Origin of the sequence: Phenylobacterium sp., assembly GCF_004297125.1 — a bacterium.
In the GTDB taxonomy this organism is placed as follows: Bacteria; Pseudomonadota; Alphaproteobacteria; order Caulobacterales; family Caulobacteraceae; genus Phenylobacterium.
Genome location: NZ_SCVD01000028.1, coordinates 113449 through 140107, shown reverse-complemented (window position 1 = coordinate 140107; position 26659 = coordinate 113449). Strand labels below are relative to the sequence as shown.

Sequence of the window (26659 nt, the reverse complement as noted above, 5' to 3'; positions counted from 1 at the left end):
TGGTCCTAGACCAGCGCTCCGTGGCAGTGCTTGAACTTCTTGCCCGAGCCGCAGGGGCAGGGAGAGTTGCGGCCGGTGTCCTGCCAGCCGTCGGGCAGGGCGCTGATCGGCAGCGCCTGGCGCTGGTCGGCCGAGATCCCGTCGGGCGTGAAGCCGCGCTCCAGCTCGTTCTCGCCGGTCAGCGGGTCCAGGTGGACCTCGAAGGTCTGCGGCGAGCGGGGCTGCTCCGGCGGCTCTTCGAAGGCGAACTCCACCGTCATCAGCCAGCGGGTGACGTTCTGGCGCAGGTCCAGCAGCAGCTTCTCGAACAGCGAGAAGGCCTCGGTCTTGAACTCGTTCAGCGGATCGCGCTGGCCGTAGCCGCGCAGGCCGATCACCGTGCGCAGGTGGTCGATGTGCATCAGGTGCTCGCGCCACTGCAGGTCGATGGTCTGCAGCAGGAAGCTCTTCTCGATGGTGCGCATGTGCTCGCCGACCATCGTGTTGCGCTCGGCGGCGCGGGCCTCGGCGGCCGCACGGATGCGGTCTTCGATCTCCTCGTTGGCGATGCCTTCCTCGGCGGCCCACTCGGCGATCGGAAGCTGCAGGCCCAGGTACTGCTGCACGTGGGCGTCCAGGCCCTCCACGTCCCACTGCTCGGCATAGGCCTTTGGCGGCAGGTGGCGGTTGACCAGGTCGTTGATCGTATCGGTGCGGAATTCGCCGATGATCTCCTGCAGGTCCGTCGCTTCCATGAACTCCTGGCGCTGCTCGAACACGGCCTTGCGCTGGTCGTTGATGACGTCGTCGTACTTCAGCAGATTCTTGCGGATCTCGTAGTTGCGCTGCTCGACGCGCTTCTGGGCGGTGGCGATGGCGCTGTTCAGCCACTTGTGGGTGATCGCCTCGCCTTCCTGGACGCCGAAGGTGCGCATGATCGAGTCCAGGCGCTCGCCGGCGAAGATGCGCAGGAGGTCGTCCTCGCACGACAGGAAGAACTTCGAGTGGCCCGGGTCGCCCTGGCGGCCCGTCCGGCCGCGGAGCTGGTTGTCGATCCGCCGGCTCTCGTGGCGCTCGGTGCCCAGGACGAAGAGGCCGCCCGAGGCCAGGGCCTGTTCCTTCAGGTCCTTGATGTCGGCTTCGATCTCCGCCTTCTTGTCCAGCGCCTGCTGGGGCGTGACTTCGATGCCGGCGTCGCGCTGGTCTTCGCGCCACTTGGCCAGGCGCATGTCGACGTTGCCGCCCAGCTGGATGTCGGTGCCGCGGCCGGCCATGTTGGTGGCGATGGTCACCGCGCCGGGGATGCCGGCGTCGGCGACGATGCTGGCTTCCTGCTCGTGGAAGCGGGCGTTCAGCACATTGTGCGGGATGCCCTTGATGGTCTTGCCGTCCAGCTCGAAGGTGTGGGCCTTCAGGATCTCCGACAGCGTCTCGGACTTCTCGATCGAGACCGTGCCCACCAGGATCGGCTGCTTGCGGCGGTAGCAGTCCTCGATCAGCAGGGCGACGGCGCGGTTCTTCTCCGCGGCGGTGCGGTAGACCTCGTCGTCGTCGTCGATCCGCTGGACCGGCCGGTTGGTCGGAACCTCGGCGACGTCCATCTTGTAGATGTCGCCGAACTCCTGGGCCTCGGTGGCGGCCGTGCCGGTCATGCCCGAGAGCTTGGAGTAGAGGCGGAAATAGTTCTGGATGGTCACCGAGGCCAGGGTCTGGTTCTCGGGCTGGACGATGGCGCCTTCCTTGGCCTCGATGGCCTGGTGCAGGCCTTCCGACAGGCGGCGGCCGTGCATCATGCGGCCGGTGAACTCGTCGATCAGGATCACTTCGCCGGCGCGGACGATGTAGTCCTTGTCGCGCACGTACATCACGTTGGCGCGGAGCGCCTGGTTGATGTGGTGGACGACCGAGATGTTGGCGGGGTCGTAGAGGCCGGCCGAGTCCTCGGCCAGGTGACCGGCGGCGGCCACCAGCTCCTCGACCTTCTCCGAGCCTTCTTCGGTCAGCATCACCTGACGCTGCTTCTCGTCGTACTCGAAGGTCGTGGTGTCGGTGATCAGCTCCTTCACCACCAGGTCGATGGTCCGGTAGAAGTCGGACCGATCTTCGGTGGGACCCGAGATGATCAGCGGCGTGCGGGCCTCGTCGATCAGGATCGAGTCCACTTCGTCGACGATCGCGAAGTTATGGCTGCGCTGGACCATCTCGGAGACGTCGTAGACCAGGTTGTCGCGCAGATAGTCGAAGCCGAACTCGTTGTTCGTGCCGTAGGTGATGTCGCTGCCGTAGGCTTCCTGGCGCTGGTGCTGGCTGAGGCCGTGCACGATCACGCCGACCGTCAGGCCGAGGAAGCGGTAGACCTGCCCCATCCACTCGCTGTCGCGCTGGGCGAGGTAGTCGTTGACGGTGATGACGTGGACGCCCTTGCCCTCGAGCGCGTTCAGGTACACCGGCGCTGTGGCCACCAGGGTCTTGCCCTCGCCGGTCCGCATCTCGGCGATGCCGCCCCGGTGCAGGATCATCCCGCCGACCAGCTGGACGTCGTAGTGCCGCTGGCCCAGCACCCGCCGGGCGGCCTCGCGGACGACCGCGAAGGCCTCTTCCAGCAGGTCGTCCAGGGTCGCGCCCTTGGCCAGCCGCTCGCGGAATTCCACGGTCTTGGCGCGCAGCTGCTCGTCGGAGAGCGCCTGCATGGCGGGCTCCAGCGCCGTGATCTTGGCCACGCGGGCGCTCATGCCCTTGACCTTGCGGTCGTTGGAAGAACCGAAGAACCGTTGGAAGATGCTCAAAGGGAAACGTCCGTGAGGCGGCGACAGGGCCCTTCGCCCGCCTGGAAAATGCGCTCTTTTGGGGCGGGGGAGACTTAAGTACCTAGCCCCCGCAAGTCAACGCGCGGACCCGCGTCAGCTTGACCGGCCCCGTGGCGCGAGCAGGGTCCGCCCGAAACGAAGAGGCCCTCCCGCGAGGGAGGGCCGATCCATCGCGATGGGACCCGAGCCTAGGCGGCGAAGCTCGCCGTCAGGCGACGCCGCCGGCGCACGACGCCCCCCGCCAGGCCGAAGCCCAGCAGCATCATCGCCCAGGTCGAGGGCTCGGGAACCGCCGCCACGTCGAGCGAGGCGTTGTCGAAATATTGCGAGAAGACACCGCGCGCCGGCGCGAAGTTGCGGGTGGCCTGCAGCGCGATGGTGTGCTGGCCCGCCGCGAGATCAGCCGTGAAGCCGAGCGCGTCGCGCAACGTCGCAGGACCGGAGCCGACCCCGCCGAACGCGTGGCTGTCCATGACGACGCCGTCGAGGATCACGCTCAGCAACCCCAGGTCCGAGGCGCCGCTGGTGCGGGTGTAGAGGGCCGCGATGTCTGCATAGAAGGTCGCCAGGCCGCCCGTGGTGGTGAAGGTCTGGAAGACGCCGCCGCCGGCGCCCGGGGCGCCGAAGCCCTCGATCCGGCCGGCGTTGAGGAACAGCGCGTCCGAAGCGCCGCCGCCCGTCACGTCGAACGACACCACCGATGCGTCCTGCGGCGCCGGCGCGCCGGGCATGCTCGGGAGCTCGGCGATCGTCCCATTGACCGTCGTGTAGGCGGTCCAGCCGGTCAGCCCCAGTTGAAAATCACCGTTCGTGAGAACTTCGGCCGCACTGGCAGGCGCGGCGCCCACAATTGAGATTGTGGCAAAGGATATGGCAGCAATACGCTTAAACAAGACCCCGACTCCTTGTTGGCGGATACAGCAGAGGAATGCCAACATTGCTCGCTATATCCAGATTGAGACCTGGAGCTGTAGTCTTGTAGTGTGACGTGCCGATGAAGCGTTTGGTGCAGCTCGGAGTCGGCCGCCCCCGGTCATCCGGTTCGGGCGGCCAGCAGACCCAAAGAAAAAGCCCCCCGCGCGGGGCGGGGGGCTTTCGACAGGCTTGCTGACGGCCTCGCGGCCGGGCCTTGCCGAGGTCAGTACACCTCGAACAGGCCGGCGCCGCCCATGCCGCCGCCGATGCACATGGAGACCACCACGTGCTTGGCGCCGCGGCGCTTGCCTTCCTGCAGCACGTGGCCCGCCAGGCGCGCGCCGGTCATGCCGAAGGGGTGGCCGATGGCGATGGAGCCGCCGTTGACGTTGTACTTCTCCGGGTCGATGCCCAGCTTGTCGCGGCTGTAGAGGCATTGCGAGGCGAAGGCCTCGTTCAGTTCCCACAGGTCGATGTCGTCCACCTTCAGGCCGTGGCGCTCCAGCAGGCGCGGGATGGCGAAGACCGGGCCGATGCCCATTTCGTCGGGCTCGCAGCCGGCGACGGCCCAGCCCTTGAACACGCCCAGGGGCGAGAGGCCACGGCGCTCGGCTTCCTTGCCCTCCATGATCACCACGGCCGCGGCGCCGTCCGAAAGCTGGGAGGCGTTGCCGGCGGTGATGAACTTGCCTTCGCCCATGACGGGCTGGAGCTTCTGGAGGCCTTCCAGGGTGGTGTCGGGCCGATTGCATTCGTCGCGATCCACCACGTAGTCGACGACCGACTCTTCCTTCGTCTCCTTGTTGACCGTCTTCATCTTGGTCTTCATCGGGACGATTTCGTCGGCGAACTTGTTCGCCTGCTGGGCGGCGGCCATGCGGCGCTGGCTCTCCAGGGAATATTCGTCCTGGTACTCGCGGCTCAGGTTGTAGCGGGCGGCCACGATGTCGGCGGTGTCGATCATCGCCATGAAGATGGCGGGGTGCATCCTGGTCAGCTCGGGGTCGAAGTTGCTCGGGCCCGTGCCCATGTTCGGCATCGAGATCGACTCGACACCGCCGGCCACCACCACCGGCGCGCCGTCGTTGCGGACGTGGTTGGCGGCCATGGCGATGGTCTGCAGGCCCGAGGAGCAGAAGCGGTTCACGGTCACGCCCGACGCCGTCACCGGCAACCCGGCCAGCAGGCCCGCCTGGCGCGCGATGTTGCCGCCGCCGTGGGCGACGTTGCCCATGAACACGTCCTCGATGTCCGCGCCGTCGACGCCCGCCTTGGCCACCGCGTGCTTCACCGCGTGCGCCGCGATGGAGACGGTGGGGGTCATGTTGAAACCACCGCGGCCGGACTTGGCCAGGCCGGTGCGGGCATAGGAAACGACGACGGCTTCGCGCATTTGGAATGATCCTCCCAACGAATGGATTTTTTGAGCCCTCGGTTGGGCGCAACAATACTCGGCCCCAACCTTTGCATCCCAGACTGGAAATGGCTAGGCACGGGCGGCTCTTCTGGGAGCCGTCGCAAGGGATCGCCGCATGGCCTTTGGCCCGTTCCGCACCACCGTGATCGCCGTCGCGCTGGCGCTGAGCGTGGCCGCCTGCGATCGCACGGGCGAGAGCTCGAGCCCGCCCGAACGCGGCGACAAGGCCGTGGCCAAGGTGGACGGCAAGACGGTCTGGGCCTCGGACGTGAAGCGCGAGGCCATCGCCCAGGGCCTGATCGGCGAGGGCGAGCCGCTGGACGCCTCGTCCGACCTGTTCCGCCAGATGATGGACCAGGTGATCGACCAGAAGCTGCTGGCCGCCGAGGCCCAGCGCCGCAAGCTGGACAAGGACCCGCTGGCCCAGCGCCGCCTGACCGCCGCCCAGGACCGGGTGATGGGCGACATGCTGGTCGAGACCACGGTCGCCGACGCCGTCACCGAGGACAACATCCGCGGCCTCTACGAGGAGCAGCAGAAGCTGGCCCGCCGGTCGCAGGAGATCCGCGCCCGCCAGATCGTGCTGGCCACCGCCGCCGAGGTCGAGCAGGTCCGCAAGCTAGTCGCCGCCGGCGCCAGCTTCGAGGCCCTGGCCATGGAGCGGTCCCGAGACGCCGCCACCCGCTTCAACGGCGGCGACCTGGGCTATTTCACCACCGACGTCATGCCCGAGGCGTATGAGGCAGCCCTGAAGGACGCCAAGCCCGGCCAACTCGTCGGTCCGATCGCCGCCCAGGGCGGCTTCGCCCTGGTGAAGGTCGAGGACGTCCGAGAGGAACAGCCGATCGCGCTCGACGCCGCCCGCCCTCAGATCGTCCGTTTCCTGACCTACGACCGCATCCGGGACCTGCTGGAGAAGTTGCGCGCCAAGGCCAAGGTCGAGACCTTGATCAAGGCCGAGCCTGGCGCAGCCAAGCCTGTTCCGCCCGCCGACGCGCCGAAGGCCGCGCCGACGCCTGCGCCCGTCGCCCCGCCCCAGAAGGGATCCGCCAAGTGAGCCGCAAGCCCAAGACTGCAGCGCCGAAGGCCGCGCCCGCCAAGCCGGCGAGCAAGGCGCCCAAGCCCGTGGAGGTGGTCGGCGAGGCCCTCGAACGCGCCCTCGACCCCCTGACCAGCGCCTTGAAGCGCGCCGGGCTGAAGCGCGCCGACAAGGCTGCCCGCGCCTTCGACGACCGCACCGCCGCCCCCGCGCCGGCGCCCGCCGCGGGCAAGGTGGACAAGGCCGCCATGCCGGTCTCGCCCCTGGCCGTGCCGTTCCCGCGCATGAAGCCGATCCGCGGCCTGACCATGGCGACGGGCCGGGCCGGCTTCTACAAGCACGAGCGCGACGACCTCCTGGTGATGAGTTTCCCGGAAGGCGCGAGCTGCGCCGGCGTCTTCACCCGCCACGGCGTGGGCTCCGCGCCGGTGGACTGGTGCAAGCGCCACCTGGAGGCCACCAAGGGCGAGGGCGTCCGCGCCCTGGTGGTCAACGCGGGCTGCGCCAACTCCTTCACCGGCCGGCCGGGGGCCGACGCGGTGCGCCGGGTGGCGGCCACCGTGGGCAAACGCTTCGACTGCCGCCAGCGCGACGTCATGGTGGCCTCCACCGGCGTCATCGGGGTGCTGCTGGACGACGCCAAGATCACCGCCCGCCTGCCCGACCTGGAGCACAAGCTGAGGGCCGACGGGTGGGGCGGCGCTTCCCGCGCGATCATGACCACCGACACCTTCCCGAAGGGCGCCTATGCCGAGGCCGAGGTCGATGGCGTGACCGTCCGGATCGGCGGGATCTGCAAGGGCTCGGGCATGATCGCGCCCGACATGGCGACGATGCTGGCCTTCGTGGTGACGGATGCGGCGATCGCGCCCGGCGCGCTGCAGAACCTCTGCAACCTCTACACCCGCAACACCTTCAACGCCGTGACGGTGGACGGAGACCGTTCCACCAACGACACCCTGCTGCTGTTCGCCACGGGGCAGTCGGGGGCGCCGAAGATCAGCCGCGCGGGCGACCGGCGTCTGGCCGACTTCCGCGACAAGCTGGAACAGGTGCTGATGAACCTGGCCCACCAGCTCGTCCGCGACGGGGAGGGGGCGACCAAGTTCATCAAGATCACCGTGACCGGCGCCGAGAGCGCCGCCTCGGCCCGCAAGATCGCCAAGTCCGTCGCCGACAGCCCGCTGGTGAAGACCGCCTTCGCCGGCGAGGACGCCAACTGGGGCCGCATCGTCATGGCTGTGGGCAAGGCCGACGAGCCGGTGGACCGCGACTCGATGAGCGTGAAGTTCGGCCCCCACTGGGCGGCGCAGGATGGCCTGATCGCGTCGAGCTACGACGAGGCCAAGATGAGCGCCTACATGAAGCGGCAGGAGCTGGAGGTGACGGTGGACGTCGGGATGGGCCGCGCCAGCTCCACCGTCTGGACCTGCGATCTCACCAAGCGGTACGTCGAGATCAACGGGGACTACCGGAGCTAGCGGCCGCGCAGCCGCCCCAGCAGCGCGCGCAGCGGCGCCGTCGCCCGCCAGATCGTCGAACTCTCGATGGCGTCGGCCCGCGCGAGGGCCGCCCGGGCCTGGGCCTGCAGGACCGCGGCGTCCCCGCCGGTCCCGACGTCGTCGGGCAGGGCGATGCGGGCCAGGCTGGCGACGAAGGCGTCGCGCCGCGCGGCCGGGGTCGTCGCCTCCGGCAGCCGCCGCAGGGCGATCAGGAACTCGTCCGCCCCCTGCTCGGTGTGGGCCAGTTCGAAGGGCAGCAGGTCCAGGCGGCTGGCCAGGTCGAGGGCGTCGACAAGGCTCCGGGGGGTGAAGACCCAGCAGTGGGCGTCCAGGTACTCGCCCCCGGTCCGGCGGGCCAGGTCCAGGCCCTGCCTGGCGCGCTCGGTCAGCTCTGCTTCGCCCAGTGGCGGGGCGTCCAGGTCGCGGGTGTCGTAGACGTGGTTGAAGACCTGCCGGGCGTCGGGCCGGCGCAGGCCGCGAACGAAGGCGTCGACGAACTCGCCGCCCGTGCTCACCGGCCGCCGGGCGTCGAAGGTGTGGCGCTTGTCCGGCACGAAGAAGACCGCCAGCCCGCCGTCGGCCAGGACGCTCGCGATCTCGCCCAGCCAGCCGAAGACGTCGGGGACGTGCTCGATCACGTGGCTGGCCAGGACGTAATCGTAGACCCGCGCGCCGCCGACGCAGTCCAACAGGCTCTGCTCGCCCCAGACATGGTCGATCTCGAGGATGCGCGCGGAATCCACCTCGTGGCCGTGGTAGGCCGCCACCAATCCCGCGCGGCTGGCGCGGTCGACGTATTCCACCTGTCCCATCGCCCGCGTGACCATCGGGCGGTCCAGGGGGCCGATCTCCAGTCCGCGCTGACGGGCGGGGTCGATCAGAGCGGCGAGGACCTCAGCGCGATCCATCGGCGGCCTTCCAAGGAGCCCCGCGGCCCGGCGGCTCGCCCAGCCGGTAGTTGGTGAATCGCTTGTCGAACACCGGGCCGTAGAAGGGGTCGGAATCCAGCACCGGGCCCCAGCGGTCGCGCATCGCCTGCACCTCGCGCTGGAACCGCGCCGCCGCCTCGGGCGCCAGGTCGGAGCCGCGGCTCGCGCTCTCGTGGTGGAAGAGCTCCGCGTGAGGCGTCCAGACGATGTCGTAGCCGGCGGCCCGCACCTTCAGGCACAGGTCCACGTCGTTGAACGCCACCGGCAGCGCCTCGGCGTCCATGCCGCCGACCGACCTATAGACGGCCTTGCGGATCGCCAGGCAGGCCGCCGTCACCGCCGAGACGTTGCGAGGCAGCACCAAGTGGCCTTGGTAGCCCGGGTGGTTCGAGCCCGCCCCGGCGTAGAGGTGGCCAGCCACCCGCTGGGGGACGTCGCCGACGCCCAGGACCACGCCGGCGTGCTGCAGGGTCCGGTCGGGATAGTAGAGCTTGGCGCCCACCGCGCCGACGTTCGGCCGCAGGGCGTGGGCGACCATCTCGTCCAGCCAGTCCGGCGCGATCATCGAGATGTCGTTGTTCAGCAGGACCAGCACCTCGCCGCGCGCCTCGGTGGCCGCCAGGTTGTTGAGGGCGGAGAAGTTGAACGGGCCCGGCGCGTCCAGGATGCGCACACGGGGATCCTGCCTCAGCCGATCGAACAGCGCGTGCGTGGCGGGTTCCTCGCTGCCGTTGTCGACGACCAGCAGCTCGAGCGGGTCATAGGCGGTCCTGCGCAGCACGCCTTCGGCGCACTGGGCGACCAGATCGGCGCGGTCGCGGGTAGGGACGATCACGCTGACCAGCGGCTTCGGCGCCGGAATCCCGCGGCGCACGCGCAGCCAGCGCTGGGCGCCCGGTGTGATCTCCACCACCGATCTCGCCTGCCCCGTGCGGCGCAGATGGTCGTCCACGGCGCGGAGCGCCGCGGCCGCGCATTCGTCGGCCCGGGCGCGGGAGAACGAGCCCTGCTTGCCCTGCCAGCGCCAGTGGTAGAGCACCCACGGGATGTGGCGGATGCGGGCCGGGGTGGCGCGCTCGGCGGCGCGCAGCACCAGGTCGTGGTCCTGGGCGCCGTCGAAGCCTTCGCGCAGGCCCCCTAGCTCGCTCAGCAGGCTGCGCCGGATGACGGTGAGGTGGTTCACCGCGTTGACGCCCAGCATCAGCTCGGCGTTCCAATCGGTCTTGTGGTGCGGTTGGGAGCGGCGGCCCTTCTCGTCGATCTTGTCCTCGTCGGAGAAGATCAGGTCGGCGTCGGGATGGGCGTCCAGTTCGGCGGCGACCTCATAGAGCGCACGCTCGGCCAGCAGGTCGTCGTGGTCGAGGAAGGCCACGAAGGCGCCCGTGGCCAGGGCCAGGGCCGAGTTGGTGGCGGCGGCGATGCCGCCGTTGGCCTCGCGCCGCACGATCTTGATGCGCGGATCCTCGGCGGCCAGCGCCGTCAGCGCCCGCCAGGTCGTCTCGCCCGGAGAACCGTCGTCGGCGATGCAGAGCTCCCAGTGCGGATAGAGCTGGGCGCGCACCGAGGACACGGCCTCGTGCAGCAGGAATTCGTCGGAGCGGTAGGCGGTCATCACGACCGAGATCAGCGGCCGCTCCGAGAGGCGGTCGATGTGCGCGCGGATCGCGTCGCGGTCTATGTCGGAGAGTGTGTCGTAGGCCTGGATCCAGTCCCGGTACTCGGCGTCGGTCTGCGCCTCGGGGCCCACCACGCCGCGCACGAAGCGTTCGCCCCAGCGGGTCTTGATCAGCTGGAGCGCGACCTGGTGAACCATCGCATGCACGGGCGGCCAGCGGCGGACGATGCCGAGGGCGGCGGCAGTGGTGGCGCGGAGGCTCGGCGGCATGACTCGCAAAGGATTAGGGCGGACGGCCTGCGCCGTCCGCCCCGTCCTTAGTCATGCTCTAGCGGTTCGACCAGACCCCGGTCGGGCGCGGCGCGGAACTGCCGCCGCCCCCGGCGCCGCTGCGGCTGCCGCCGCCACGGCCGCGGTCGCCGCCACGGCTCGGGCCCTTGAACGCGGGCTTGTCGCCGGCGGAGCGCGCGGGCGCGCCCTCGTGACGACTGCCGCCACCGCCGCCGCCGCCGCCACCGGAGTGGTTGCGGTTACGCTTGGGCGCATGCTGGCCGCGGTGCGGTTGCGAGCCGCGGGTGTCCGCACGCTCGGGCTTGCCGCCGACGTCGGGCATGGCGGCGGTGGCCGCGCCCAGGTGCTTGTCGTTGCGGCGATCGAACGAGGGGATTCGCTGGCGGGTCACCTTCTCGATGTCCTTCAGCAGGTTGCGCTCGTCATCGGCGCAGAAGGCCACGGCCGAGCCGTCCGCGCCGGCGCGGGCCGTACGCCCGATCCGGTGGACGTAGCTTTCCGGCACGTTGGGCAGTTCGTACTGCACGACGTGGCTGACCGCGTCGATGTCGATGCCGCGGGCGGCGATGTCGGTCGCGACCAGGGCGCGGACCTTGCCGGCCTTGAACTCGGCGAGCGCACGTTCGCGCTGGCCCTGGCTCTTGTCGCCGTGGATCGAGACGGCGTCGACGCCGCTCTGCTCAAGGCCTCGGGCCACGCGGTCGGCGCCGCGCTTGGTGCGTGTGAAGACGATCACGCGCTTGAAGCCGGCGTCGTCGAACAGCTCGCCCAGCAGGGCGCGTTTGCGCGACTGCTCCACGAACAGGACGCGCTGGTTGACGCGGTCGACCGTGGTGGCCTGCGGGGTCACCGACACCTTCAGCGGGTTGGGGTTGAGGATCTCGCCCGAGAGCTTCTCGATCTCGCTCGGCATGGTGGCCGAGAAGAACAGGTTCTGGCGCGGCGCCTTGGGCAGGTAGCGGACGATCTTCCGGATCGGAACGATGAAGCCCATGTCCAGCATCTGGTCGGCTTCGTCGAGCACCAGGATCTCGACGCCGTCGAGGGTGATCGACTTCTCGCCCAGGTGGTCCAGCAGGCGGCCGGGGGTGGCCACCAGCACGTCGACGCCACCCGCCATGGCGCGCATCTGGCCGCCGTACTTCACGCCGCCGAACACGACGGCGACGGTGACGCCCATGTGTTTGCCATAGGACTTGAAGCTCTCGCCGATCTGCGTCGCCAGTTCGCGGGTCGGGGCCAGCACCAGCACCCGGGCGCTGCGGCGCGGGGCGTGCTTCTTGTCCTCGCCCAGCCGATGCAGGATCGGCAGGGCGAAGGCGGCGGTCTTGCCGGTGCCGGTCTGGGCGATGCCCAGCAGGTCGCGGCCCGTCATGACGCCGGGGATGGCCTGCGCCTGGATCGGCGTCGGCGTGGTGTAGCCTTCGTCGGCCAGCGCCTTGAGAAGCGGCTTGGCCAGGCCAAGGTCAGTGAATTGGGTCAAAGGATAGTCTTTCGCGTATGCGCCGAACACGACCGTCGCGGGTCTTCCGCGGGTCGCCTGGCGCCGGTCTTTGGAGAAGCGCCCCGCGTGATGGGCGCGTCGGGTGAGAAAACCTCACGGCGCTCGACAGGCTGAGCCCCCAAGGAGGCCCCACGCGGCTGGAACGCAGATGGCGTCCCGAAGAACGCAGGGGGCACATCGGGCTTTAAGCGCCACAAGTCAACCCACACGGTGGGAATCGGCTCTGCCGTGGCCTTTTCGCCGCAGGGCGCTAGGCTCCGCGCAAACCTGGGGATTCCCGTGATGAAGTCGCTCTTCTGCGCGCTGGCGACGGTCCTTCTGCTCGCGGCGCCCGCGGCCGCCAGGCCCTCGCGGACGGATCAGGCCGCCATCGCGGCATACGAGGCCCGCATCGGTGCGGAGGCGGCGGCCAAGCCCCTTGTGGCCCGGATGGCCGAACTCAACATTCCGGGTGTCAGCATCGCCTTCATCGAAAACGGCAGGGTCAAGTGGACGCGGACCTACGGCTTGGCCGAGGCCGGCGCCACGCGCGCCGTCACGCCGACGACGCTCTTCCAGGCCGCGTCGATGAGCAAGGCGCTCGCCGCGGCGGCCGCGCTGCGGATGGTGGAGCAGGGGCGGCTCGATCTCGATGAGGACGTCAACAGCCGGTTGACCGCCTGGAAAGTGCCGGAGAGCCCGTACACGGCCGAGAAGAAGGTGACCCTGCGCCGGCTGTTCAGCCATACGGCGGGGCTCACCGTCAGCGGCTTTCCTGGCTACGCGGCGGGCAAGCCCGTTCCGACCACGGTGCAGATCCTGGACGGCGAACCACCGTCCAACACCCCGGCGGTGCGTTCGTTCGAAGCGCCGGGTGGCCAGTACGCCTACTCTGGGGGCGGCTACACGGTGGCGCAGCTGCTGATGGTCGAGGTGGGCGGCAAGCCCTATCCGGAGCTGCTGCAGGACCTCGTCCTGCGTCCGTCGGGTATGCGGGAATCCACATTCGACCAGCCCTTGCCGGACAGGCTCCTGGCGCGCGCCGCCAACGCGCACGGCGTCCGGGGCCTCGTCCTCGCCGGTGGGCCCCATACCTATCCGGAGTATGCCGCCGCCAGCCTCTGGACCACGCCCTCCGACTACGGCCGGTTCCTGATCGCCCTGCAGAATTCCCACGCCCGGCGGCCGGGCGCGTTGCTGCGTCCGTCCAGCGCCGATGCGATGATGACGCCGGTCGACGCCAACTATGGCCTGGGCCTCGCCCTGGGCCGCTGGGGCGGGCATCCCTTTATCCAGCACGGCGGCGGCAACGCCGGCTTCCAGTGCAACGCCTTTGCCTTTCTCGACGGGAATCGGCAGGGCGTGGTGATCATGACCAACAGTGACACCGGCGGCATGGTCGCGCAGGAGATCATGCGCGCCCTGGTCGCCGCCTACGACTGGGGCGAGCGCGACCCCGCCACCGTGGGCTCTCCGCGCCGCGCGCCCCTCGTCCCGCCGGCGGCCCCGAAATGAAGCGCATGCTCCTAGTCGCCGCCGCGGCCCTGGTGGACGTGGACGGGCGGGTGCTGATCTGCCAGCGGCCGGAGGGCAAGCAGCTCGCCGGCCTCTGGGAGTTTCCCGGCGGCAAGGTCGAGGCCGGCGAGACGCCCGAGGCCTGCCTGATCCGCGAGTTGGACGAGGAACTGGGCATCAAGGTCAGCCACGCCTGCCTGGCGCCGTTCGTCTTCGCCAGCCATGAATACGAGAGCTTCCACCTCCTGATGCCGCTCTACCTGGTGCGGCGCTGGGAGGGGCTGGTGACCAACCGCGAGCACAAGGCCATGGCCTGGGTAAAGCCGAACGATATGGACAGCTACCCGATGCCGCCGGCCGACGGGCCTCTGGTGGCCTGGCTGCGGGACCTGATCTGATGCGGCAGTCGGCCCGGACGCTCACGTTCCAGACGCCGGGCCAGGGCCTCTTCGAGATCACCGGCGACGTCGCCCCTGGGTGCTGGACCAGCGGATGACCACCGGCCTGCTGACCCTCTTCTGCCGCCACACCTCGGCGTCGCTGACGATCCAGGAGAACGCCGACCCCGACGTCCGCCGCGACCTGGAGGACTGGGTCGCCCAGGTGGCGCCCGAAAGCGCCGCCTATCGGCACCAGGACGAGGGGCCGGACGACATGCCCGCCCACCTGCGCGCCATGCTGACGGGCGTGCAGCTCTCCATCCCGCTGATCGGCGGGCGGCTCGCGCTCGGGACCTGGCAAGGGATCTACCTGTTCGAACACCGCCGACGCCCGCAGGATCGTGACGTGGCGCTGCACTTGCTGGGGGAATGACCATGCGCAGCCTGGCGCTCGCCGCGGCCCTGCTCGCCACGCCGGCCCAGGCCGCGTGGAAGCATATCGACCTGCCGAACGGCGAGGCCACCCTGCGCGCCGTCGCGGTCGTCGACGGCCAGCGCTTCCATGTGTCCGGTTCCAAGGGGACGCACGCGGTCACCGAGGATGGCGGCAGGACCTGGCGCAGCGTGGCGCCGGCCGGCGGCGCGGCGCTCGACTTTCGCGGCGTGGCGGCCCCGGACCCGCGGACGGCGATCCTGATGAGCGCCGGTGACGGGCCCGCCGGCCAGGCGCGCCTCTACCGCAGCGCAGACGCCGGCCGGACCTGGACCCTCGCCTTCGAGACCCGGCTGCCGGGCAGCTTTCTGGACGCGGTCGCCTTCCGGGACGGGCGGCGCGGCTTCGTGCTCGGCGATCCGATCGACGGACGCTGGTTCCTGTTGCGGAGCGCCGACGCCGGCAAGACCTGGACCCGCCTGGACGGCCCGTTGGTCGAGCCGGGCGAGGCGGCCTTCGCGGCCAGCAACTCCGCCCTCTTCCTGGGCCCGGGCCGCGAGGTCTGGATCGTCTCCGGCGGACTGCCCAAGGGCCGCATCGCCCATTCGCGGGACGACGGCGAGAGCTGGGACACCGTCGAGGGGCCGCTGGCCGGTTCGGCGACAGCCGGGGTGTTCGGCGGGATGGCGCTCGGGAAGGATCGCGCGGTCGTGGTCGGCGGCGACTACAAGGACGAACTGCGCGCCGGCGAGGCCATCGCCCTGGTCGAAGCGTTCGACGTCTGGACGCCGCCCCATGAAGGAACGCCTCGCCTCATCGAGGGCGTCGGACGCCTCGGCGCCAGGTCCCTGATCGCGGTCGGCCCGCGCGGAACGTCCGTCAGCACCGACGACGGCCAGAGCTGGCGCCAGGTGGATGCCGAAGCCTTCCACGCCATCGCCTGCCGCGCCGGAACCTGCGTCGCCGCGGGCGGCAAGGGGCGCGTCGGGGTGTGGGTGAGGCCCTAGTCCAGGCTGGCCCGGCGCATCTTGGCGGGCTTGGTGGCCTCCACCACGCACTGGCCGGGGTCGGTCATGGCGTGGACGCCCAGGCAATAGATGTCCTCGTAGTGCGTCCCCGCCGCCGCCAGGCACTGGTGGTAGTTGAGCTTGGCGATGCGCAGGCACTGGCCGCTGCGGGGCTCGCTCAGCAGGGAGCGGCCGGCGCCGTCCTGACCCAGCACGCTCAGGGCCGCCAGGGCCACGCCGCGCGACACCACCGGGCTGGTCCCCCCGCGCCGGCCGCCCTCGGCCAGGGCCGCGGTCAGGCGGCCGCGGTCGGCGGGGTCGGCGCGATAGCCGGCCGCTTGCTTCACCGCCGCCAGCCGCTGCGGGCCATTGGTCAGCCGCGCCCGCGACCAGGGCTGGTGCTGCACGCTGTAGGAGGCCTTCTTCACGCGGGCGCCCGCATCGGCGAGCGCTTCGCCGCGGCGGGCGAGGGCGGCGTTGGCGCGCGCGGCGGCGGCCGACGCCCCCGGCAGGTCCATGGCCGCGTCCGGATCGGCGGCCAGCCGGCGCGAGACGTCGCGGCCCTTGGCCCGCACCCCCGCCACGAACGACGGCTCCTGCATGGCGGCGAGCGCGGCATAGGCGATCATGCCGGCCTCCAGCTCCTTGGGCTCGTAGCCGGCCGCCGTGCGCAGGCGTTCGGCGATCTCGCCCGGCCCCGAGAACGAGGCGTCGATGGCGGTGGCCTTGCGCGTATAGGCCTCGAAGGCGCTGGCCCGGCTGGCGAGCGCGCCGTCGACCCCGACGTAGGGGCCCTTCTTCACCGGCTTCTGCGGCGCGGAACTGGTGGCGCAGCCGGCGAGCGCCACGGTGGCGGCCAGGGCCAGGAACTTGAGTTTGTCGACGATCATCTGGACCCCCGCTGAGGAGCCCCCCGCGCCAGTTTCGCGGCCAGATGGTTAGCGGAGTCTTACCTGGCGGCCGGGATCGCGGGCGCCCAGCCCGTCAGGGTCAGGATCTCGAAGGTCGCCGGCACGCGGCCGTCCTCGCCGCCGAAGCGTTCGAAATAGAGCTGGAAGGTGCGTTCCAGCAGGGCGCGCGTGAGTGGTTTCGGATGACGATCCGCCAGCACGCTGGTCTCGCCCATCTGGCGCAGGTCGGCGATCAGCTTCAGGGGGTGCTCGTAGGTCACCGTCACCGAATCCACGTCGCTCACCGGCTGGACGAAGCCCGCCCGCTGCAGCAGGTTAGCCGCGTCCTGGGCGTCGGCGAAGGGCGAGACGCGGCTGCCCGCCCCGCCCAGGATCTCGCTCTCCGCCGCCACCAGCGACTGGCGCAGCTCGGTCAGGGTGGTCCCGCCCAGAAAGGCGCCGATGAACAGCCCGTCCGGCTTCAGCGCCCGGCGGATCTGGATCAGGGCGCCCACCACGTCGTTGGTCCAGTGCAGGCCGAGCGTCGAGACGATCAGGTCCAGGCTGGCGTCGGCGAAGGGCAGGCGTTCCTCGTCCGCCACGACCCGCAGGCCCCCCCGGCCGGCCAGCATCCGGTGCGAGAGGTCAGCCTCGATCAGGGCCCCGACCTTGCCCGGCGCCTCCTGCGCCAGGGCCTCGGCGAAGGCGCCGCCGCGCGCCGAGAGGTCGACGGCCAGCGGGAAGCTGCGCAATATGGGCGCCAGGCGCTCGGCCACGTCCAGGGCGGCCCGGCGCTGCAGGAAGTCCGCGTTCGCGTAAGCCCGGGCCGCGCGGTCCAGGCGCTTGCGGTGCAGGGTGCGGTCGAAGAGGCGAGGGGGCGAGAGATGGTCAGGGCTGGGCATTGAGCGCGGAAGATGGCGAATTCGCCGCCAGTTGGAAGCCCCGAGTCCAGATGGCCTGGCGGGTGGCCCTCGACATGCTGTTCCCGCCGCAATCGCTGGACGGCGGCCCGCGGCCCCTGGCGGGCGGCTTCTCCGCCGGCGCCTGGAGCCGGATCCGCTTCCTGGACGGCCCGGTCTGCGACGGCTGCGGCGCGCCGTTCGAGTTCGATCCCGGCGCCCGCTGCGCCGCCTGCCTCGCCAAGCCCCGGGCCTTCGACGCCGCCCGGGCGGCCTGTCTCTACGACGAGACGTCCCGCGACCCGATCCTGAAGCTGAAGCACGCCGACCGCCTGGACCTGGCCCCGATGTTCGCCCGCTGGCTTTCGAGGAGCGCGCGCGAGCTGATCGAGGAGGCGGACGCCATCGCGCCCGTGCCCCTGCATCCGCTGCGCCTGCTGCGCCGCCGCTACAACCAGGCCGCCGAGATCGCCCGGCCGCTCGCGGCCATGACCGGCACGCCCTACCTGCCCGACGCCCTGGTCCGCCGCCGCGCCACCGCCACCCAGGGCGGCAAGTCCGGCTCGGGGCGCAAGCGCAACGTCGCCGGCGCCTTCGAGGTCCCGGACCCCCGCCGCGTCGAAGGCCTGCGCATCCTGTTGATCGATGACGTTTTGACCACCGGCGCCACCGCGGAAGGCTGTGCGCGGGCGCTCAAGGCGGCGGGCGCGGCCCGCGTCGATTTGGCCGTTGTCGCCAGGGTTCAGGCCGCGGCTGGACTCACCATATGAAGCTGAACCGAGGCGTGTTTCGTTAGAGCCCCATGACCCAACCCGTCACCATCTACACCAAGCCGTTCTGCCCCTACTGCATCCGCGCGCTGACGCTGCTGGAGCAGAAGGGCGTCGAGTTCACCGAAGTCGAGGCGGCCTTCGATGCCGACAAGCGCCAGGAGATGCTCCAGCGCTCCGGCGGTCGCGCGACCTTCCCGCAGATCTTCGTCGGCGACCGCCACATCGGCGGCTGCGACGACATGATGGCCCTGGAACGCGCCGGCGAACTGGACCCGCTGCTCCGGGCGGCGTGATCGGGCTATAGGTCGGGCCATGAAGGTCGGCCTGATCCAAACCCGCACCCCCGCGACCCACGCCGCGGCGCTGGCCCACGTCCTGCCGTTGGTCCGGGAGGCCGCCAGCGGCGGCGCGCGGCTGATCGTGACGCCCGAGGGGACCAACATCCTGCAGAAGGATCGCGAGACCCTGCTGCCGCAGCTCACCCTGCTCGCCGACGATCCGGTGGTGAACGGCCTGCGCGACGCCGCGAAGGACCTCGGCGTCTGGATCGACGTCGGCTCGGCCCTGGTGAAACGCGAGGACGGCAAGGTCGCCAACCGCCAGGTGCTGATCCGGCCGGACGGCTCGATCGCCGCCACCTACGACAAGCTGCACATGTTCGACGTCGACCTGCCCACCGGCGAGACGGCCCGCGAATCTGCGACATATGAGCCGGGCGACCGCGCCGTGGTGGCGGACGTCGACGGCGTGAAGGTGGGCCTGACCATCTGCTACGACCTGCGCTTCCCGGCCCTGCACCGGGCGCTCGCCATAGCCGGGGCCATCGTGATCACCATCCCCGCCGCCTTCACCCGCCCCACGGGCGAGGCCCACTGGGAGGTGCTGATGCGCGCCCGGGCCATCGAGACGGGGTCCTACGTCCTGGCCGCGGCCCAGGGCGGCTTCCACGAAGACGGCCGCGGCACCTACGGCCACTCCCTGGTCGTGGAACCCTGGGGGCAAGTCATTGCAAAACTTGACCATGACGAGCCCGGCGTGCTCTTGGCCGACCTCGATTCCGCCGCGCCGGCCAAGGCGCGGGCGGCCATCCCCGTGCTGACCAACGCGCGGGCCTTCACAGGTCCTTAGAGCTACCGATGATCCGCTACGCCCTCACCTGTGAATACGAACATGAGTTCGAGGGTTGGTTCGCCTCCTCGGCGGACTTCGACGATCAGCAGGGCCGCGGCCTGCTCGACTGCCCCATGTGCGCGTCGAAGATGGTCCGTAAGCAGATCATGGCCCCTGCGGTCACCGGCACGAAGCGCACGGCGCCCCAGGACCCCAGCCCAGCCAAGGTCCAGTCGATGATGATGGAAGCGGCGGGCCGCATCCGGGCCCACGTGGAGGAGAACTTCGACGACGTCGGCGACGGCTTCGCCGCCGAGGCCCGCGCCATCCACGAGGGCAAGGCCGAGGACCGTGGCATCTACGGCCAGGCCACGCCCAAGGAGGTCCGCGACCTGGTCGAGGACGGCGTCCCCGTCGCCCCCCTGCCGCCCGAGCCCCTGAAGAAGTCGGAGCTCAACTAGAAGCTCGAGGTCAGGCCTACCGACATGATGTAGCCCTGGCCCTCGACGCGGCCGTTCAGCCGGGTGGTCGTGGCGGCGGGCGTGCCCGGATAGAAGACCGTGTCGTGGCGCACGTCGCTGGACGCGAAGTCGATGTAGGCGGCCGCCACGTCCAGGGTGAGCCGGTGGTTCAGCTTCGCCGTCGCGCCCGCGCCATAGAGCCAGCGGTCGCCGTCCGGCACCCGGGCGGTGCGCTCGTCGTCGGGGGTGGGCGTCGGATCGTACTGGACGCCGGCGCGCAGGGTCAGGCGGTCGTTCACCGCATAGTCGAGGCCGACGCCGCCCGAGGTCACGTCGTTGTAGTTCTGGGCCAGCGTCTGCGGGCCGCCGGGGGTCTTCACGCGGATGGCGTCGAACTCGCCCCAGCCGATGCGCTGGATCTGGCCGTTCACGGTCAGCCTGTCGGTCAGCGCATAGCGGGCGCCCAGGGTGGCGATCCAGGGGGTGGAGAAACCGGCGGAGCCCGGTGCGTCGACGTTGCCGCCGGCCAGCGGGCCCAGCAGGCCGCCCACGAAGACGTCGCCCTTCAGCTTGTGGTCGATCGAGGACCGATAGCTGGCGCCCAGGGTCAGGCGGTCGAAATGCGCCTGGGCGCCCACGGTCCAACCGAAGTCCCAGCCGTCGCCGCTGAGCTGGGTGACGCCATCCGGCAGCAGGGGCGAAAGGTTCGGCGAGGCGGTTGAGAGCTTGGCGTCGGCGTATTCGGCGCTCACGCCCACGCCCAGGTCGAGCCAGTCGGTCACCTTCATGGCGCCGGTGAGCTGGACGTCGGCGCTGTTCAGGCGCGACTCCAGGGCGTCGTAACGGGCCCAGGCCCCTCGCCGGTACTTGGTGGTGAAGTTGTACGGGGCGGCCATCGAAAGGCCGACGGCGAACCGGTCGCCGAGCGGCGTGGCGATGGCGAAGTTCGGGACCACGCCGTCCTGGATCGGCTTGAACGCCCGGCCCTCGCCGCCAACCGGGATGGTCGCCCCGCCCGGATAGGTGATGGTCGAGCCGGTGTCGGTCACGTCCGCGTCCACCAGCACGGCGTGCGCGCCCACATAGGCCTGGCGCGGCGAGCGGGCGATGGCGGCGGGGTTCCACCACAGCGATTGCACGCCAGTGTCGGCGACCTCGCCGGAATAGGCCCGGCCCGCGCCGCGGACCGACTGTTCCTGCAGGTAGAAGCCCGCGGCCTGGGCGGAGGAAGCGAGGCCGCAAACCGCGGCGCCGGCGAGGATGAGGGGGATGAAGGTGCGCATGGTCGCCCGCAGATAGGTGTGCCGGGCGTGAACCGACAGCTATCCAAAGGTGTTGCCTGGGTCGGGCGCCCGACCCATTGCTTTTCGCGATCCGGGCGCCTTGTGTTGCTTATCGGCCACACTACATCGGCAACATACGGAGGCTGCGCTTGATCAAGGCGGCCGCTGGCTATCCGCCTGAGTAGGGGACCCATGAACATCGATATCTATTCCGATCGCGCCAAGCAGGCGATCCAGTCGGCGCAGAGCCTCGCGCTCGCCCGCCGGCACCAGCAGCTCGCGCCCGAACACATCCTGAAGGTGCTCCTGGAAGAGCGCGACGGCCTGAGCGGCGCCCTGATCCAGAGCGCCGGCGGCCGCCCCGACGAGGTCGACAAGGCCGTCGAGGCGCAGCTCGCCCGCATCCCGAAGGTCGAAGGCGGCTCGGGCCAGCTCTACATGAAGCCCGAGACGGCCCGCGTCTTCGCCGAGGCCGAGGCCGGCGCCAAGGCGGCCGGCGACGCCTTCGTCACCACCGAGCGGCTGCTGATCGCGCTGGCCAAGGAAGGCGGCGACGCGGCCAAGCTGCTGAAGGACGCTGGCGTCACGCCCAAGGGCCTCGAGGACGCCGCCGTGGCGGTCCGCAAGGGCCGCACCGCCGACAGCGCTTCGGCCGAAGAGGGCTACGACGCGCTCAAGCGCTACGCCCGCGACCTGACCCAGGCCGCCCGCGACGGCAAGCTGGACCCGGTGATCGGCCGCGATGAGGAGATCCGCCGCACGATCCAGGTCCTGCAGCGCCGCACCAAGAACAACCCTGTCCTGATCGGCGAACCCGGCGTCGGCAAGACCGCGGTGGTCGAGGGCCTGGCGCAGCGCATCGTCAACGGCGACGTGCCGGAGGGGCTCAAAGACCGCAAGCTGCTGGCGCTCGACATGGGCGCCCTGATCGCCGGCGCGAAGTACCGCGGCGAGTTCGAGGAGCGGCTGAAGGCCGTGCTCAACGAGGTCACCGCCGCCGAGGGCTCGATCATCCTGTTCATCGACGAGATGCACACCCTGGTCGGCGCCGGGAAGTCGGACGGGGCCATGGACGCTTCCAACCTGCTGAAGCCGGCCCTGGCCCGCGGCGAGCTGCACTGCGTCGGCGCGACCACGCTCGACGAGTACCGCAAGCACGTGGAGAAGGACGCCGCCCTGGCCCGCCGCTTCCAGCCGGTGATGGTGGACGAGCCCTCGGTCGAGGACACCATCTCGATCCTGCGCGGCCTGAAGGAGAAGTACGAGGTACACCACGGCGTGCGCATCTCCGACAGCGCCATCGTGGCCGCCGCGACGCTCTCCAACCGCTACATCACCGACCGCTTCCTGCCCGACAAGGCCATCGACCTGATGGACGAGGCCGGCAGCCGGGTGCGGATGGCGGTGGATTCGAAGCCCGAGGAGCTGGACGAGATCGACAGGCGCGTCGTGCAGCTGAAGATCGAGCGCGAGGCCCTGGCCAAGGAACCGGACGCCGCCTCCAAGGCGCGGCTGGTGAAGCTGGAAGAGGAGCTCGCCGAGCTCGAGGCCCAGTCCGCCGAGATGGGCGCGCGCTGGAAGACCGAGAAGGAGAAGGTCTCCTCCGCCGCGCAATCCCGTGAAGCGCTCGACCGGCTGCGCGCCGAACTGGTGGCCGCCCAGCGTCGCGGCGACCTGCAGCGCGCCTCGGAGCTCGCCTACGGCGAGATCCCCGGGCTCGAAAAGCGCCTGGCCGAGGCCGAGGCCGCCGAGGGCCAGGACGAGGCCATGGCCCCCGAGGTCGTGGACGCCGAGCAGATCGCCGCCGTCGTCAGCCGTTGGACCGGGGTCCCGGTCGAGAAGATGCTGGAGGGCGAGCGCGAAAAACTGCTGGCCATGGAAGACGGTCTGCGCAAGCGGGTGGTCGGCCAGGAGGAGGCCCTGCTGGCCGTCTCCGACGCCGTGCGCCGGGCCCGCGCGGGGCTGAAGGACCCGAACCGGCCGATCGGCTCGTTCCTGTTCCTGGGCCCCACGGGCGTCGGCAAGACCGAGCTCACCAAGGCGCTCGCCGAATTCATGTTCGACGACGAGGGGGCGATCACCCGCCTCGACATGAGCGAGTACATGGAGAAGCACTCGGTCAGCCGCATGATCGGCGCGCCCCCCGGCTACGTCGGCTACGACGAAGGCGGAGCGCTCACCGAGAGTGTGCGGCGCAGGCCCTACCAGGTCGTGCTGTTCGACGAGGTCGAGAAGGCCCACCCGGACGTGTTCAACGTGCTGCTGCAGGTGCTCGACGACGGGCGCCTCACGGACGGCCAGGGCCGCACGGTCGATTTCCGCAACGTGCTGATCATCATGACCTCGAACATGGGCGCCGACTATCTGGCCGGCCTGGCCGATGGCGAGGATGTGGAGAAGGCCCGGCCCGCGGTGATGGAGGTCGTGCGCGCCAACTTCCGGCCCGAGTTCCTGAACCGGCTGGATGAGATCATCCTCTTCAAGCGGCTGGGCCGCGGCGAGATGGACAACATCGTCCGTATCCAGCTCCAGCGGGTGGAGAAGCTCCTGGCCGACCGGCGGATGTCGATCACCCTGGACGATGCGGCCCTGCACTGGCTGGGCGAGCGCGGCTACGACCCCGTCTACGGGGCGCGGCCGCTGAAGCGGGTGATCCAGAAGGAGCTGATCGACCCGATCGCCCGCAAGCTGCTGGCCGGAGATCTGGTCGACGGTTCGGTGATCGAGGTCCACGCCAGCGCCGACGGCCTGGAGATCGGCCGCGCGCGGGTGCATTAGCCCCAGTTCATGAGAGCGCCCGCCGGGAAACCGGCGGGCGTTTTGCTACATCGCCAGCGCCACCGTGCGGCCACCGCGCACGACGACCCGCTTCATCAGCGCCACCGTGGGCGCGTCGGGCCGGCCGGCCGGCCGGGCGATGGTGATGGCGTACCAGGCGCCGTCGGGCAGGCCACCGAAGGCGAACTGGTCGGCCTCGTCGCAGGTCGTGCGCTTCACGAACGGGCCGGCGTCGCCCGCCGGTGCGCTCGGCGTCCGGGCGCGAACCTCGTCGGTGGGTAGCGCGGCGCTCTGGGTCGATCCGTAGAGGGCCGCCATCCGGCGGCTGGACCATCGCGTCTCGGGCGTCAGCACCACGGCCGATCCGGCGCAGGTAAAGCGAGCCGCGCCCTGGCGATAGGCGACCCGCCCCGCGATGACGTTGCTGCCCGGACGCTGCGACCAGGCGAAATCCTGGGCCGAGAAGTTGACGCTGCCGGTCACGGGCGGCGGGGGCGGGGGCCGCGAACCGCCTCCGGGCGGCGGCGGGCCCAGGCTGGGTGCGCAGGCGGAGAGCAGGGCGGCGCCGGCGAGGGCGCCCAGGACGGAGAGTCGGGGGGCGGACATGATGCCCACCTTATAGGCGAATGCGGCCAAACCTTGCCATAGCGCCGTCACGATCGCCGACCTAAGCTCAGGCTCCAATTCACCAGGAGACGCTCCGATGGCCCACAAGTTCGAGATCTACAAGGACAAGGCCGGCGAGTTCCGGGTCCGCTTCAAGTACAATTCCGAGACCATCTTCTCGACCGAAGGCTACGCCTCGAAGGCCAGCGCGCAGAACGCCATCGACAGCATCAAGAAGAACGGCCCCGAGGCGCCCACCGAAGACAACAGCTAGTCGTCACCCTTCGGCCGCCCCCGCATCGCCTTCACGCTCGACCGCTTGGTCTTCCCCTCGAGGCGCCGCAGCTTCGAGGCGTAGGTCGGCCTGGTCTTCTTGCGCGGCGGGGGCGGGGGCTTGGCGGCCTCGCGGATCAGGTCCAGCAGGCGCTCCATCGCCGCCTGCCGGTTCATCTCCTGGGACCTGTGTTCCTGAGCCACCAGGACGATGACCCCGTCCATGGTCAGGCGGTTGCCCGACAGCTTGTAGAGCCGGGCCCGAACCGGTTCGGGCAGCGACGGCGACCCGCGCACGTCGAACCGCAGCTCGATGGCGGTCGAGACCTTATTGACGTGCTGCCCGCCGGGGCCGGACGCCCGGACCGCGCGGATCTGCACCTCGTCGTCGTCCAGCCACAGGCTCTGGGTCACCTCGATCGGCATCAACCGAGGCCCTGCGGCAGCCAGCGGTGCCGGGTCTCGCCGCGGACCGCCTGGGTTGGTCCGGGGAAGTCCGGGTCGGCGAACGCGCCCAGCGCCACCGCCACGAGGCCTGGCTTGCGCATCGCCTCCCACCAGACCGTCGAGCCGCAGGCCGGGCAGAAGCGATGCGCCACGTCGAAACCGGTGTCCGACGGCCGCCGGTAGACGGACGCCTCTCCGGCCATCGTCACGGCCTCGGCCGCGAAGAACGCCGCCACGCCGAACGGCCCGCCCGACCGCCGCTGGCATTCGCGGCAATGGCACAGCGACACGCTCTTGGGTTCGCCTCGGCAGACGACCCGAAGTTGTCCGCAGGCGCAGGATGCGGTGCGTTCGATCATGGCCTCCGAATGCCACGGTTCGGCCTAGCCGACGAGAGAGGCGCCGTGCTAAAGCGCCGCCATGCGCGCGTTCGCCATGCAGCTCGTAAACCTTCTTCCGACCGCCTCCGGCGGGCCGGTGAGGGATGTCGTGCGCTAGGCCAAGGCGACCGCAGACCGCAACACCAGCCCCGCCGGGATCCGGACGGGGCTTTTTCTTGAGCTCCGTCCGTCCCCGCCCAGGAGTAAGGACCGATGGACCCACCCGATGATCAGAGCGCGCCGAGGCCTCGCCTGTGACGCCGCTTCCCTTGACCTTTCCGCAAAAAAACGCTTCACACCCCCGGCTTTGCGACGCCGCCGTTGCGCGGATCAGCCGAGTTTCATTGTCTCAGGAGAACGATCATGCGCGTCTACTATGACCGCGACGCCGACATTTCCCGCATCCTGGACAAGAAGATCGCCATCGTAGGCTATGGCTCCCAGGGCCGGGCCCATGCGCTCAATCTCCACGATTCCGGCGCCAAGAACGTCGCCGTGGCCCTGAAGCCCGGCTCGGCCACCGCCAAGAAGGTGGAAGCCGACGGCTTGAAGGTGATGAGCGTCGCCGACGCCGCCAAGTGGGCCGACGTGCTCATGGTGCTGGCCCCCGACGAGCTGCAGCGCGGCATCTACAACGCCGAGATCGCCCCCAACATCCGCGACGGCGCGGCGCTGCTGTTCGCCCACGGCCTGAACGTCCACTTCAACCTCATCGAGCCGGCCGCCGGCATCGACGTGCTGATGGTCGCGCCGAAGGGCCCCGGCCACACCGTGCGCGGCGAGTACCAAAAGGGCGGCGGCGTGCCCTGCCTGATCGCCGTCCATCAGGACGCGACCGGCGGCGCCATGGACCTCGGTCTTGCGTACGCGTCCGCCATCGGCGGCGGCCGTTCGGGCATCATCGAGACCAACTTCCGCGAGGAATGCGAGACCGACCTGTTCGGCGAGCAGGCCGTGCTCTGCGGCGGCCTGGTGGAACTGATCCGCGCGGGCTTCGAGACCCTGGTCGAGGCCGGCTACGCGCCGGAGATGGCCTATTTCGAATGCCTGCACGAGGTGAAGCTGATCGTGGACCTGATCTACGAGGGCGGCATCGCCAACATGAACTACTCGATCTCCAACACCGCGGAGTACGGGGAATACGTGACCGGCCCGCGCATCGTCACCGCCGACACCAAGGCCGAGATGAAGCGCGTGCTGGAGGACATCCAGTCCGGCCGCTTCGTGCGCGACTTCATGCAGGAGAACGCCATCGGCGCCCCCTCCTTCAAGGCCACGCGTCGCCGCGGCTCGGAACACCAGATCGAGGAAGTCGGCCAGCGCCTGCGCGCCATGATGCCCTGGATCACCAAGAACAAGCTGGTCGACACCGCCCGCAACTGACCGCGCAGCGAGTCATCCCCGCGAAGGCGGGGATCCAGCCTCACAAGAGAACGGCCCGGGATCG

At 70.3% G+C, this 26659-nt stretch carries 24 protein-coding genes and 1 pseudogene; 13 read left to right on the top strand and 12 right to left on the bottom strand.

The genetic code is table 11. The annotated features are described in order from the left end of the window. Positions 1-5: 5 nt before the first annotated feature. The 3 genes and pseudogenes from secA to EPO51_RS20750 all read right to left on the bottom strand — a co-directional run bounded on the left by secA (position 6) and on the right by EPO51_RS20750 (position 5094). Positions 6-2711, bottom strand: a complete 2706-nt coding sequence (secA, locus tag EPO51_RS20760) for a preprotein translocase subunit SecA (protein ID WP_465246619.1) — start codon at positions 2709-2711, stop codon at positions 6-8. Positions 2712-2974: 263 nt separating this feature from the next. Further along, a pseudogene (locus tag EPO51_RS28165) lies at positions 2975-3076 on the bottom strand (PEPxxWA-CTERM sorting domain-containing protein); the annotation flags it as partial. Between the two features lie 848 nt (positions 3077-3924). Next, a complete protein-coding gene (locus tag EPO51_RS20750; protein WP_293354145.1) occupies positions 3925-5094 on the bottom strand; it encodes an acetyl-CoA C-acyltransferase in 1170 nt (389 codons plus the stop codon). Between the two features lie 139 nt (positions 5095-5233). On the opposite strand from EPO51_RS20750, the gene EPO51_RS20745 reads away from it, so the two are divergent. Together EPO51_RS20745 and argJ are read left to right on the top strand one after the other, a co-directional pair. Beyond that, entirely contained in the window at positions 5234-6175 is a 942-nt protein-coding gene (locus EPO51_RS20745; RefSeq protein ID WP_293354144.1) for a peptidylprolyl isomerase, read from the top strand. A gap of 251 nt (positions 6176-6426) precedes the next feature. Next, entirely contained in the window at positions 6427-7638 is a 1212-nt protein-coding gene (gene argJ / locus EPO51_RS20740) for a bifunctional glutamate N-acetyltransferase/amino-acid acetyltransferase ArgJ (protein WP_465246618.1), read from the top strand. Here argJ and EPO51_RS20735 read toward each other — a convergent pair. Genes EPO51_RS20735 through EPO51_RS20725 form a run of 3 tightly spaced genes read right to left on the bottom strand, consistent with a single transcriptional unit; the run spans position 7635 to position 11977 of the window. Continuing rightward, the gene (locus EPO51_RS20735) at positions 7635-8567 is read right to left on the bottom strand and encodes a methyltransferase domain-containing protein (RefSeq protein ID WP_293354142.1); all 933 of its coding nucleotides are present in this window, start codon (positions 8565-8567) and stop codon (positions 7635-7637) included. The genes argJ and EPO51_RS20735 overlap by 4 nt on opposite strands. Beyond that, a complete protein-coding gene (locus EPO51_RS20730) occupies positions 8554-10473 on the bottom strand; it encodes a glycosyltransferase family 2 protein (RefSeq protein WP_293354140.1) in 1920 nt (639 codons plus the stop codon). Before EPO51_RS20730 ends, EPO51_RS20735 begins: the two co-directional genes overlap by 14 nt. A 58-nt stretch (positions 10474-10531) precedes the next feature. Further along, the gene (locus EPO51_RS20725) at positions 10532-11977 is read right to left on the bottom strand and encodes a DEAD/DEAH box helicase (RefSeq protein ID WP_293354138.1); all 1446 of its coding nucleotides are present in this window, start codon (positions 11975-11977) and stop codon (positions 10532-10534) included. Positions 11978-12280: 303 nt separating this feature from the next. Between EPO51_RS20725 and EPO51_RS20720 the strand changes: the two genes are divergently transcribed. The 4 genes from EPO51_RS20720 to EPO51_RS20705 all read left to right on the top strand — a co-directional run bounded on the left by EPO51_RS20720 (position 12281) and on the right by EPO51_RS20705 (position 15312). Next, a complete protein-coding gene (locus EPO51_RS20720; protein WP_293354136.1) occupies positions 12281-13492 on the top strand; it encodes a serine hydrolase domain-containing protein in 1212 nt (403 codons plus the stop codon). Next, entirely contained in the window at positions 13489-13890 is a 402-nt protein-coding gene (gene mutT / locus EPO51_RS20715; RefSeq protein WP_293354134.1) for an 8-oxo-dGTP diphosphatase MutT, read from the top strand. Before EPO51_RS20720 ends, mutT begins: the two co-directional genes overlap by 4 nt. A 94-nt stretch (positions 13891-13984) precedes the next feature. Continuing rightward, a complete protein-coding gene (locus EPO51_RS20710; RefSeq protein WP_293354132.1) occupies positions 13985-14305 on the top strand; it encodes a secondary thiamine-phosphate synthase enzyme YjbQ in 321 nt (106 codons plus the stop codon). Positions 14306-14307: 2 nt separating this feature from the next. After that, on the top strand, positions 14308-15312 hold the full coding sequence (locus EPO51_RS20705; RefSeq protein ID WP_293354130.1) for a beta propeller repeat protein: 1005 nt from the start codon (positions 14308-14310) through the stop codon (positions 15310-15312). Here EPO51_RS20705 and EPO51_RS20700 read toward each other — a convergent pair. Both EPO51_RS20700 and EPO51_RS20695 read right to left on the bottom strand, forming a co-directional pair. Further along, entirely contained in the window at positions 15309-16202 is an 894-nt protein-coding gene (locus EPO51_RS20700; RefSeq protein ID WP_293354128.1) for a hypothetical protein, read from the bottom strand. The genes EPO51_RS20705 and EPO51_RS20700 overlap by 4 nt on opposite strands. Before the next feature lie 59 nt (positions 16203-16261). Continuing rightward, the gene (locus EPO51_RS20695; protein WP_293354126.1) at positions 16262-17104 is read right to left on the bottom strand and encodes a methyltransferase domain-containing protein; all 843 of its coding nucleotides are present in this window, start codon (positions 17102-17104) and stop codon (positions 16262-16264) included. On the opposite strand from EPO51_RS20695, the gene EPO51_RS20690 reads away from it, so the two are divergent. Genes EPO51_RS20690 through EPO51_RS20675 form a run of 4 tightly spaced genes read left to right on the top strand, consistent with a single transcriptional unit; the run spans position 17104 to position 19445 of the window. Beyond that, entirely contained in the window at positions 17104-17871 is a 768-nt protein-coding gene (locus tag EPO51_RS20690; RefSeq protein WP_465246616.1) for a phosphoribosyltransferase family protein, read from the top strand. The genes EPO51_RS20695 and EPO51_RS20690 overlap by 1 nt on opposite strands. 32 nt (positions 17872-17903) lie before the next feature. After that, a complete protein-coding gene (gene grxC, locus EPO51_RS20685; RefSeq protein ID WP_293354122.1) occupies positions 17904-18167 on the top strand; it encodes a glutaredoxin 3 in 264 nt (87 codons plus the stop codon). A 19-nt stretch (positions 18168-18186) separates the two neighbouring features. Further along, positions 18187-19002: a carbon-nitrogen hydrolase family protein gene (locus tag EPO51_RS20680; protein WP_293354120.1), complete on the top strand. Its 816-nt coding sequence runs from the start codon at positions 18187-18189 to the stop codon at positions 19000-19002. Between the two features lie 8 nt (positions 19003-19010). Continuing rightward, positions 19011-19445 (top strand): DUF1178 family protein, encoded by a 435-nt coding sequence (locus EPO51_RS20675; RefSeq protein ID WP_293354118.1) that lies wholly within the window; start codon positions 19011-19013, stop codon positions 19443-19445. Here EPO51_RS20675 and EPO51_RS20670 read toward each other — a convergent pair. Next, a complete protein-coding gene (locus tag EPO51_RS20670; protein WP_293354116.1) occupies positions 19442-20728 on the bottom strand; it encodes an OmpP1/FadL family transporter in 1287 nt (428 codons plus the stop codon). The two genes, EPO51_RS20675 and EPO51_RS20670, sit on opposite strands and share 4 nt — an antisense overlap. Positions 20729-20920: 192 nt before the next feature. Between EPO51_RS20670 and clpB the strand changes: the two genes are divergently transcribed. Then, a complete protein-coding gene (gene clpB / locus EPO51_RS20665; RefSeq protein WP_293354114.1) occupies positions 20921-23506 on the top strand; it encodes an ATP-dependent chaperone ClpB in 2586 nt (861 codons plus the stop codon). A 45-nt stretch (positions 23507-23551) separates the two neighbouring features. On the opposite strand, the gene EPO51_RS20660 is transcribed toward clpB, so the two are convergent. After that, positions 23552-24112, bottom strand: coding sequence for a hypothetical protein (locus tag EPO51_RS20660; protein WP_293354112.1), 561 nt, complete (start codon positions 24110-24112; stop codon positions 23552-23554). A 97-nt stretch (positions 24113-24209) separates the two neighbouring features. On the opposite strand from EPO51_RS20660, the gene EPO51_RS20655 reads away from it, so the two are divergent. Next, positions 24210-24386 carry a YegP family protein gene (locus tag EPO51_RS20655; protein ID WP_293354110.1) on the top strand — a complete coding sequence of 59 codons (177 nt, stop codon included), beginning with the start codon at positions 24210-24212 and terminating at the stop codon, positions 24384-24386. On the opposite strand, the gene arfB is transcribed toward EPO51_RS20655, so the two are convergent. Continuing rightward, on the bottom strand, positions 24383-24811 hold the full coding sequence (gene arfB, locus EPO51_RS20650; protein ID WP_293354108.1) for an alternative ribosome rescue aminoacyl-tRNA hydrolase ArfB: 429 nt from the start codon (positions 24809-24811) through the stop codon (positions 24383-24385). The genes EPO51_RS20655 and arfB overlap by 4 nt on opposite strands. Beyond that, positions 24811-25191, bottom strand: coding sequence for a GFA family protein (locus EPO51_RS20645; protein ID WP_293354106.1), 381 nt, complete (start codon positions 25189-25191; stop codon positions 24811-24813). The genes arfB and EPO51_RS20645 overlap by 1 nt, the downstream gene beginning before the upstream one ends. A 384-nt stretch (positions 25192-25575) precedes the next feature. Here EPO51_RS20645 and ilvC point away from each other — a divergent pair, with 384 nt between their 5' ends. Beyond that, on the top strand, positions 25576-26595 hold the full coding sequence (gene ilvC / locus EPO51_RS20640) for a ketol-acid reductoisomerase (protein WP_293354104.1): 1020 nt from the start codon (positions 25576-25578) through the stop codon (positions 26593-26595). Positions 26596-26659: the final 64 nt, after the last annotated feature.